Annotated in this window: 1 protein-coding gene; it reads left to right on the forward strand. The window is 44.4% G+C overall.

From position 1 onward, the window contains the following. Positions 1 to 284: 284 nt before the first annotated feature. On the forward strand, positions 285 to 1148 hold an 864-nt coding region (locus R7P69_RS25030), incomplete at its 3' end, for an acyltransferase (protein WP_318121800.1).

Consider the following 1148-nt stretch of genomic DNA (forward strand, 5'->3'; position numbering starts at 1 on the left):
TGAACTCTTTCGTTACTTTTCCTTTTTTCATAACTGTAGTTTTAGCACGGTCGTTCTTTTTTGCAATGAAGAGTTAACTGGTCTAACCATCTATCCATATTATTTTCTTGCTAAGATCGACCTATTGAGTGGGTTAATAGATGCGGAATCAAGAAGTTTGAAGTGAGTCTTAAATTCAGACATTGCTAAGGTTCAAGCTGCAATGTGTTGATTTTTTCATGCATGAAGTGCGTCGCGAACTGTTACTTTCGCTGAAGTTTTTTATTCATTTAGGTAAGTAACGTATGGCGACAAACCGAAAAATAGCCAGTTTAGAATTTGCACGCATCATTGCCATGGTGGCAATTGTCGGGCTGCATTGCCAAATGGCCCTCACTTATTGGCAGTGGGATGGCGTACCTTGGGTTGGTTATCTTCTTAATCAGCTCGCTCGTTTTGCGGTTCCGCTTTTTTTCCTTATTTCTGGTTACCTTATCCAACCTAAGCTGAGCAGCAATCCACTCGAAACTTTAGCCAACTATGCGAAACCTCTAATGAAAATTTGGTTGGTTTGGAGCGTGATCAGCTTACTCATGCCGTTCCAATGGCAAGTCGTAGCAGAAGCGGGATACCTTGCCGAACGACAAGGCTACTGGGGATACTTAGCGTCTGCACCACTGAATTCATTACTAGAAGGCGGGCTTGTCCACCTGTGGTTTATTCCAGCATTGGTGATTGCGGTCGCTATCATCGCCTGCTTAGTTCGAATTGGCATGACACAGTTACTTCTTCCAACAGCAGTGCTGCTTTACATCTATGGTGTTTTGGCAGGCAGCTATGCACCTCTCACCGATTTACCTGCTCCGTTTTTCACTCGTAATGGGCCATTTTTCAGTACCTTGCTTGTGGTATTTGGCTACTTGATTCGAGAAAAACAGTGGCTTTGGTCACGCAACAACACCATTCGCCTGATTCTCCTCGGTATGGCTCTGCACTTTGGTGAAGCCTACTGGTTGATGCAGTACGATGTGGCCTTCAACTCTAATGACTTCTTGTTTGGTACCGTCATTTGGTCGCTCGGCGTGTTCATGTGGCTGTTAGTTCATCCTAATTTTGGCAACATGTCGTGGGTATTTAAGTGGGCCCCAAGTGTTTTAGGCGTTTACGTG

Source organism: Vibrio sp. 661 (assembly GCF_033339315.1).
Taxonomy (GTDB): Bacteria; Pseudomonadota; Gammaproteobacteria; order Enterobacterales; family Vibrionaceae; genus Vibrio; species Vibrio alginolyticus.